Annotated in this window: 6 protein-coding genes and 1 pseudogene; 3 read left to right on the plus strand and 4 right to left on the minus strand. The window is 75.1% G+C overall.

The genetic code is table 11. The annotated features are described in order from the left end of the window. Together ACR807_RS40130 and ACR807_RS40135 are read right to left on the minus strand one after the other, a co-directional pair. The coding region (locus tag ACR807_RS40130) for an nSTAND1 domain-containing NTPase (RefSeq protein WP_438926779.1) at nt 1-2667 on the minus strand (2667 nt) is incomplete at its 3' end. A 121-nt stretch (nt 2668-2788) separates the two neighbouring features. Continuing rightward, entirely contained in the window at nt 2789-3829 is a 1041-nt protein-coding gene (locus ACR807_RS40135) for a LacI family DNA-binding transcriptional regulator (protein WP_438926780.1), read from the minus strand. Nucleotides 3830-4053: 224 nt separating this feature from the next. Here ACR807_RS40135 and ACR807_RS40140 point away from each other — a divergent pair, with 224 nt between their 5' ends. Genes ACR807_RS40140 through ACR807_RS40150 form a run of 3 tightly spaced genes read left to right on the plus strand, consistent with a single transcriptional unit; the run spans nt 4054 to nt 6902 of the window. After that, nucleotides 4054-5112 carry a substrate-binding domain-containing protein gene (locus ACR807_RS40140; RefSeq protein ID WP_438926781.1) on the plus strand — a complete coding sequence of 353 codons (1059 nt, stop codon included), beginning with the start codon at nt 4054-4056 and terminating at the stop codon, nt 5110-5112. A 3-nt stretch (nt 5113-5115) separates the two neighbouring features. Continuing rightward, a complete protein-coding gene (locus ACR807_RS40145) occupies nt 5116-6141 on the plus strand; it encodes an ABC transporter permease (protein WP_438926782.1) in 1026 nt (341 codons plus the stop codon). Continuing rightward, nucleotides 6138-6902, plus strand: a complete 765-nt coding sequence (locus tag ACR807_RS40150) for an ATP-binding cassette domain-containing protein (protein WP_438926783.1) — start codon at nt 6138-6140, stop codon at nt 6900-6902. The genes ACR807_RS40145 and ACR807_RS40150 overlap by 4 nt, the downstream gene beginning before the upstream one ends. 446 nt (nt 6903-7348) lie before the next feature. On the opposite strand, the pseudogene ACR807_RS40155 reads toward ACR807_RS40150, so the two are convergent. Both ACR807_RS40155 and ACR807_RS40160 read right to left on the minus strand, forming a co-directional pair. Next, nucleotides 7349-7537 (minus strand): annotated as a pseudogene (locus ACR807_RS40155) (hypothetical protein); the annotation flags it as partial. Continuing rightward, the gene (locus tag ACR807_RS40160) at nt 7513-7704 is read right to left on the minus strand and encodes a hypothetical protein (protein WP_438926784.1); all 192 of its coding nucleotides are present in this window, start codon (nt 7702-7704) and stop codon (nt 7513-7515) included. The gene ACR807_RS40160 and the pseudogene ACR807_RS40155, both read right to left, overlap by 25 nt. Nucleotides 7705-7762 lie beyond the last annotated feature (58 nt).

Here is a 7762-nt window from a genome sequence, read left to right on the forward strand (position 1 = left end):
CACGTCGGGGAAGTGCTCCCCCCAGTCGACGCCGACCGGGTCGGCGCACACGTCGCGCACCGCGCGGTCGACGTCCACCGCGAGCCGCCACAGCGCGCCGTCGCGCAGGGTCAGCAGCAGCAGCTCACCGCTCGCGGCGTCGTAGCGCGCCCCGGCGAACTCCACCCCGGGCGCGCGCAGCGACAGCGGTTCCCGGTCACCGGTCAGGTCCCACAGCCGCACCGCGTCGCGGTGCACGGCGGTGAGGCTCCGCCCGTCGCGCGAGAACTCCACCACGGCCCCCTCCGGCACCTCGTCCGCCTCCACCGGCGTCCCGGCCCCGCCGTCGAGCACGGTGAGGCGCCCGCCGTCGAGGTCGGAGACGGCGAGCCGCCCGCCCGGCCCGACCGCGACCCCCAGGCGGGTGGAACGGCTCAGCACCGGCGTGGTCCGCCCGTCCAGGAACCGCACCTCCACGTCGCGGCGGTCGCCGTCGCGGCGCACCACGACCACGCCGGTCCCGTCGTCCAGCGGCACGGCGACCTCCACGCCGTCACCGGGCAGGCGGGTGCGGGTGGCGTCGCCGGGGCGCCAGTGGACCGCGGCGCCGTCCTCGACGGCGGCCATCAGGGTGCCCGCCGCGTCGATGCCGCCGGGGAACGGCGAGTCGGTCATGGCGGCGGTCCGGCGCGGCGCGTCGAGGTCGCCGAGGTCCCACACCTGGAACTCGCCGGGGCGGACCACGGCCAGCGCGGTGCGCTCGTCGGCGCTGAACAGCCCCAGGAAGCTCCCGGCCGGCAGCACGACCCGCCCCGCCGGCCGGTCCCCGTCCCAGAGGCGGTAGGCGGCGGCCCCGGCACCGGGTGCGAGCTCGTGGGTCACGGTGATCCCGCCGGGCACGCGCGCGTAGCCGTCGCCCAGGACGGTGGCGGTGCCCGCCGCGCGGGCCAGCAGGAGCGCGTCCCGCGCCTCGGTGGTGGGGGCGACGCGGTAGGCGGCCAGGGCGAGCGCCGCCGCCTCGCGCGGCCGGCCCAGCAGGGCCAGGGCGGTGTCGGCGGCGCGCAGCGACAGCGCCTGGTTGCGCTCGCGGGTGGCGGCGCGCTGCGCGGTGACCGCGTACGCGGCGGTGGCGGCGAGCAGCAGGACGAGCGCGGCGAGGCAGGCGACGAGCCGCCGCAGCCTGCGCACGCCCCGCCGGCGCGACGCCTCGCGGTCGCGGTCGGCGGCGAGGCCCGCCTCGACGAACTCGCGCTCGACCTCGTTGAGCCGGGGCAGCAGGCGGCGCGCCTGGTCGAGGTGCGCGCCGCGGTAGAGCGCGTCGGGGTCGCGGTCGTGGGCGCGCCAGGCGTCGGCGGCGCCGGTGAGCCTGCGGTGGGCGCGCAGCGCGTCGCGGTCCTCGGCGAGCCAGCCCGCCAGCCGGGGCCACGCGTGCAGCAGCGCCTCGTGGGTCAGCTCTACGGTGTCGCGGTCGACGGTGACCAGCCTGGCCGCCGCGAGCCGGTCGAGCAGCGCGTCGCCCGCGTCGAGTTCGGCGCGGACGACGCGGCGACGGGTGTCCTCGGTGCCGTCGCCGGGCGCCACCAGGCGCAGGAACACCTGCCGCGCCGCCTGCCTGTCCCGCTCGGGCAGCGCGTCGTGGACCTGCTCGGCGGTGCGCGCCAGGGCGTGCTCGACCCCGCCCGCGTCCTCGTAGCCGGCCAGCGTGAGCACCGCGCCGCGCCGCCGCCGCCACGTCTCCACCAGCACGTGCGAGACCAGCGGCAGCGCGCCCTGCCGGCCGGCGACGTCGGCGATCAGGCGCGCCACCAACGCGTTCTCCAGCGAGGCGCCCCGCCGGGCCGCGGGTTCGACGACCGCGCGGCGCAGCTGCTCGGCGGTCATCGGGCCGACGAGCGACTGCGAGCGGTGCAGCGCGTCGAGCAGCTCGGGGTGGCGGGCGCAGTGCCCGTAGAAGTCGGCCCGCACGCCGACGACGACCCGGGCGGCCCCGGCGGCGTGGGTGAGCGCCCGCACCAACCAGCGGCGGTCGTCCTCCCCGCAGAGGGTGAAGACCTCCTCGAACTGGTCGACCACGAGCAGCAGGTCGTCGGCGGCGTGGCGCAGCAGCACGCGCAGGTGGGCGGGGTCGGCGGCGAGTTCGGCGCGCACGTCGACCGGTGACCGGTCGCGGGCGAACGCCGCCGCCAGCTCGGTGATCGGGTCCGGGCCGGGCGTGACGACCACGTGCTCGCCCCACCGCGCCGCCAGGCCCGCGCGCAGCAGCGAGGACTTGCCCGCGCCGGACGCGCCGAACACCCCGACGAACGGCCGTTCCCGCACCAGTTCGAGCAGCCCGCCCACCTCGGCCTCGCGCCCGAAGAACCGCTCGGCGTCGGCGACCTGGTAGGCGGCCAGCCCCGCGTACGGGGCGTCGCCCCGGTCGGGTCCCCCGGCGGCCAGCTCCCGCCAGCGGGCGGTCCACTCCTCGACGTCTCCCCCGCAGGCCCGGACGAACGCCCGGGTCACCGCGAGGCTGGGCACCCTGCGCCCGGCCGCCGCCTCGGACAGCGCGGCGGGCGAGTAGTTCGCCAGGCGGCCGAGTTCGCGGTAGGACGGCGACCCGGCGACGTGCCGCAGCCGCCGCAGGTCCCCGGCGAACCGCAGCACCGGCGTGTCGTCCTCGACCAGCGGGCGTTCCAGGCGCGGCAACTCGGCTCTCCCTTCGACACCCCGATTCTCCCGGCGCGGATCGCGCGCGAGGGCCGCCGTACGGACGAGGCGGGTGCGGCACGTGGCCGTGCGGGTGTCCTCCGGGGAGAACGGCGACCCGTCACGCGCCCGCCCCGCGCGGGGGCAGTTCGCCCGAGCCGCGGCGGACGAGGGCGGCCGGGACGACGGCGTGCGTCGGCGGCGATTGGTCGCCCCCGATCCGGGCGAAGACGAGTTCCGCGGCCTTCCGCCCGAGCGCCGGGACGTCCTGGCGCAGGACGGTGACGCCGGGGTCGAGCATGTCGGCCAGCGGGAAGTCGTCGAAGCCGATCAGCGCGACCCGGCGGTGCAGGTCGCGGGCGCGCAGGGCGCGCATCGCGCCGACGGTGACCAGGTTCTGCGCGGTGAACAGCGCGGTCGGCGGCTCGTCGAGGTCGAACAGGGCGGCGGTGGCGGCGTCGGCGGCGTCGGGGCCGTGCAGGTCGGTGCGGACGAGTTCCCCGCGCAGCGTCAGACCCGCGTGGGCGATCCCCTCGACGTAGCCGGCGTGGCGCTCGCGGCTGGTCCACAGGGTCTGCCGGTCGCCGAGGAAGGCGATGTGCCGGTGGCCGTGACCGGCCAGGTGGAGCACGGCCTCCCGGGAGCTGCCGCGGTTGGTGGTGGTGACGCTGTCCGTGCCGTCGAACGTCGGCGGGCGGTCGACCAGCACCATCGGCGTGCCGCGCTCCCGTTCCTGCTGCAACGCGTCCTGGTGGCCGCCGGCGGCCATGACGACCATGCCGTCCACGCGGCGGGTGGCCAGGGAGGTGAGCAGTTCGCGCTGGAGGTCCGGGTCGTCCTCGCTGCTGCCGGCCAGCACCAGCACGCCGTCCTGCCGGGCCCGGTCCTCGACCGCGCGCAGCAGGGCGGCGTCGAACGGGTTGGACAGGTCCTCGAACAGCACGCCGATGGTGGCGCTGCGCCTGTCGGAGCGGCGCAGGCTGCTGGCGGTCAGGTTGGGCCGGTAGCCGAGGGCGCGCGCGGCGTCGCGGACGCGCTCGACGACCTCGGGACCGGCGCCGGGCAGGTCGTTGATCACCCGCGACACCGTCTTCGTGCTGACCCCCGCGAGCGCGGCGACGTCCCGCATGGTCGGCTCGCGCCGAGCACCCCGTGCATCCATGACCCTGCTCCATCCCGAGTAACGCTTGCGTAACGGCGGCTTGTCGTGACTTGGAGCACGAAGCTAGCGTCAACGATGACTCGGCAAAAGTCCTCCGCCCTCCCTCTACTCCTACCGAGGGCGAAAGCATGAGTTTTTCTGCTCGCGATAGAGCGTAATCGGGCCCGACGAGAAGCACGTCCCCGTCGAACACCCGTTACGTCAACGTTGACGTAGGAGGAGACATGACCGGAGGGGCGCGCAGGGGCGCCACGCGCACGGCCACGGCCCTGGTGTCGGTGTCGCTGCTGGCGCTGGTCACCGGGTGCGGGGACGGCGGCGACGCGGCCGGCGGCGGCACGCTCGTCGGGTTGGTGACCAAGACCGACACGAACCCGTTCTTCGTGAAGATGAAGGAGGGCGCGCAGCAGGCCGCGGACAGCACCGGCGTGACGGTGCAGTCGTTCGCGGGCAGGCAGGACGGCGACAACCAGTCGCAGGTCGACGCGATCGAGAACCTGGTCGGCGCGGGCGCGAAGGGCATCCTGATCACGCCCAACGACTCGAAGGGGATCGTGCCCTCGGTGGACAAGGCCCGCGCGGCCGGCCTGCTGGTCATCGCCCTGGACACCCAGCTCGAACCGGCCGACGCCGCCGACGCCACGTTCGCCACCGACAACTACCAGGCGGGCCGGCTGATCGGGCAGTGGGCGAAGGCGAAGTTCGAGGACGAGGGCAGGCAGGCGAAGATCGGGCTGCTGGACCTCAACCCCAACCAGGTGTCCGTGGACGTGCAGCGCGACCAGGGCTTCCTGGAGGGCTTCGGCGTGGACGTGGCGGACAGGACCCGCATCGGCGACGAGAGCGACCCGCGGATCGTGGGCCACGACGTCACCGACGGCGCGCCCGAGGGCGGCCGGACCGCGATGGAGAACCTGCTCCAGAAGGACCCCGGCATCAACCTCGTCTACACCGTCAACGAGCCCGCGGCGGCCGGCGCGCACGAGGCGCTGAAGGCGGCGGGCAAGGAGGAGGACGTCGTGGTCGTGTCGGTGGACGGCGGCTGCCCCGGCGTGGAGGACGTCGGGACCGGCGTCATCGGCGCCACCGCGCAGCAGTACCCGCTGAAGATGGCGCAGCTCGGCGTGGAGGCGATCGCGAAGTTCGCCCAGGACGGCACGAAACCGGAGAACACCGCCGGCAAGGACTTCGTGGACACCGGCGTCACGCTGATCACCGACCAGCCCGCGGCCGGGGTCGAGTCGAAGGACTCCGCCTGGGGCCTGCGGAACTGCTGGGGCTGAGCCATGTCCACCACGCTGCCCGGAGCACGCCCGCCGGTCGGTGGCGGGACCCGCCCGTCACCCCTGACCCGCCTCCAGCACCTGCTGCACGCCCGGGCCACCATCGGTCCCGCCGTGGTGCTGCTGGTCGCCGTCGTCGTGTTCGCCGTGCTCTCGCCCCGGTTCCTCACGCCGGGCAACATCTCCCTGGTGCTGCAACAGGTCGCGGTCATCGGCACCCTCGCCGTCGGCCAGACGATCGTCATCCTCACCGCGGGCATCGACCTGTCCTGCGGGGCGATCATGGTGCTCACCTCGATCGTGATGGCCAAGGTCGCCGCCGACACCGGGCTGCCCGGCCTGCCCGCGCTGCTGCTCGGCTTCGTCGTCGGCACGCTGTGCGGCCTGCTCAACGGGCTGCTGGTCACGCGGCTGAAGCTGCCGCCGTTCATCGTCACCCTGGGCACGCTCAACGTGTTCTTCGCGCTGAACCTCTGGTACTCCGGGAGCGCCACCACCCGCGGCACCGACATGCCCCCGCTGCTGCTGTGGACCGGTGAAACGATCACCGTCGGCGGCACCCGCGTCACCTACGGCTCCGTCATGGTGGTCGTCCTGGTCGCGGCGATGGCGTTCGCGCTGAAGAACACCGCCTGGGGCCGCCACGTCTACGCCACCGGCGACGACCTCGAAGCCGCCCGCCTGTCCGGCATCCGCACCGGCCGCGTGCTGCTGAGCGCGTACGCGACGGCGGGTCTGGTGTACGCACTGGCGGCGTGGGTGCTGATCGGCCGCATCGCCTCGGCCAGCCCGCAGGCCGGGCAGATGGACAACCTCGACTCGATCACCGCCGTGGTGATCGGCGGGACCAGCCTGTTCGGCGGCCGGGGCGCGATCGTCGGCTCGCTGATCGGCGCGCTGATCGTCGGCGTGTTCCGCAACGGCCTCGCGCTGGCCGGCGTGGACGTGCTGTGGCAGACCCTGGCCGTGGGCGTGCTGATCATCGTCGCGGTGTCGCTGGACCAGTGGATCAGGAAGGTGCAGCCGTGACGACACCGGTGGTGCAGGCCCGCGGCCTGGTCAAGCGCTACGGCCGGGTGACCGCCCTGGCGGGCTCCGACCTGGAGCTGCTGCCCGGCGAGGTCCTCGCCGTCATCGGCGACAACGGCGCGGGCAAGTCCAGCCTGATCAAGGCGCTGTCCGGGGCCCTCGTGCCGGACGAGGGCGAGATCCTGCTCGACGGCGAACCGGTGTCGTTCAGCTCGCCGATCGACGCGCGCGACGCGGGCATCGAGACCGTGCACCAGTCGCTCGCGGTCTCGCCGTCGCTGGACATCGCGGCCAACCTGTTCCTGGGCCGCGAACTCCGCCGCAAGGGCGTGCTCGGCACGGTGTTCCGGGTGCTCGACCGCAACGGGATGCGCGAGGAGGCGCGGCGGCAGCTCGACGCGCTGGGCATCATGACCATCCAGAACCCCGGTCAGGCGGTGGAGACGCTGTCCGGCGGGCAGCGCCAGGCCGTCGCCGTGGCCCGCGCCGCCGCGTTCGGCAGCCGGGTCGTGATCATGGACGAACCCACGGCGGCGCTGGGCGTGCGCGAGTCCCGCGCCGTGCTCGACCTCGTGCTCCGGGTGCGCGAGCGCGGCCTGCCGGTGATCCTGATCAGCCACAACATGCCGCACGTGTTCGAGGTCGCCGACCGCATCCACATCCAGCGCCTCGGCCGCCGCAGGGCCGTGGTCGACCCGAAGACCATCTCCATGTCCGACGCCGTCGCGATCATGACCGGCGCCGCGGAACCACCCGGGTAGGCCCCGTCCGTCCGGCGCACCGCGCGGTGCGCCGGACGAAGGCGCTCACGCCCCCCGGACCGACCCGGCGGCCTGTTCGAGCACCTGGAGCCGAGCACCGCCGCGCGGGGCAGCGTGCCGGGGTCCCGACCCTGCTCCACGCAGACCCGGTCCAGCAGCTCGACCTGGCGCCGGACCTCGGCGTGGGGCGTGCCCGCACAGGCGGCCGGGCCCTGGGCGACGTCCTGGGTGATCCACAGGTCGGCGAAGCGCGCCGTGCGCGGCCTTGGCGGAGGTGACGGGGTGGCGGAGGTGACGGGGTGGCGGAGGTGACGGGGTGGCGGAGGTGACGGGGTGGCGGAGGTGACGGGGTGGCGGAGGTGACGGGGTGGCGGAGGTGACGGGGTGGCGGAGGTGACGGGGTGGCGGAAGTTCGGCGCGGTCACCATGGCGCCCACCCCGATGCGCGAGGTGGCCGCCGCGACGGCCGCGAGCGTCGTGCACGCCTCGTGCCACACCGGTCGGCCGGCCAGGTTCAGGTGGTCGTACAGCCAACCCCGGCCGAGCCCCAGCTCCTCGGCCCGCAGCCACTCCTGCCGCATCACCGGCCACGGCGAGTCGGGCCACATGATCACATCGAGTTCCAGGCGGGGCATCGTCGCACGATCGGGTGATCCCACGGCGGTGGCCGCACCCGCCCCGTCCCGGCGGTGGGCGGTGTGGCGTGGACGGCGTCGCCCGGCGCGGTGACCCGACCCGCGGGCCACGGCGCGAGGTCCTCCGCGCGGGCGGGCATCCTCGCCACCTTCGACACCGAGCTCACCGACCTGCGCCCGCCGGAGCCGGTCCGGGCGTGCCACCGCCTCGCGCACCGGCGGGCC

It is taken from the genome of Saccharothrix sabaoui (genome assembly GCF_051756985.1).
In the GTDB taxonomy this organism is placed as follows: domain Bacteria; phylum Actinomycetota; class Actinomycetes; order Mycobacteriales; family Pseudonocardiaceae; genus Actinosynnema.

Excerpts from the sequence above, each read along its gene's own strand:
- ACR807_RS40135 (WP_438926780.1), bottom strand. The coding sequence starts at position 3,829 with ATGGATGCACGGGGTGCTCGGCGCGAGCCGACCATGCGGGACGTCGCC.
- ACR807_RS40140 (WP_438926781.1), top strand. The coding sequence starts at position 4,054 with ATGACCGGAGGGGCGCGCAGGGGCGCCACGCGCACGGCCACGGCCCTG.
- ACR807_RS40145 (WP_438926782.1), top strand. The coding sequence starts at position 5,116 with ATGTCCACCACGCTGCCCGGAGCACGCCCGCCGGTCGGTGGCGGGACC.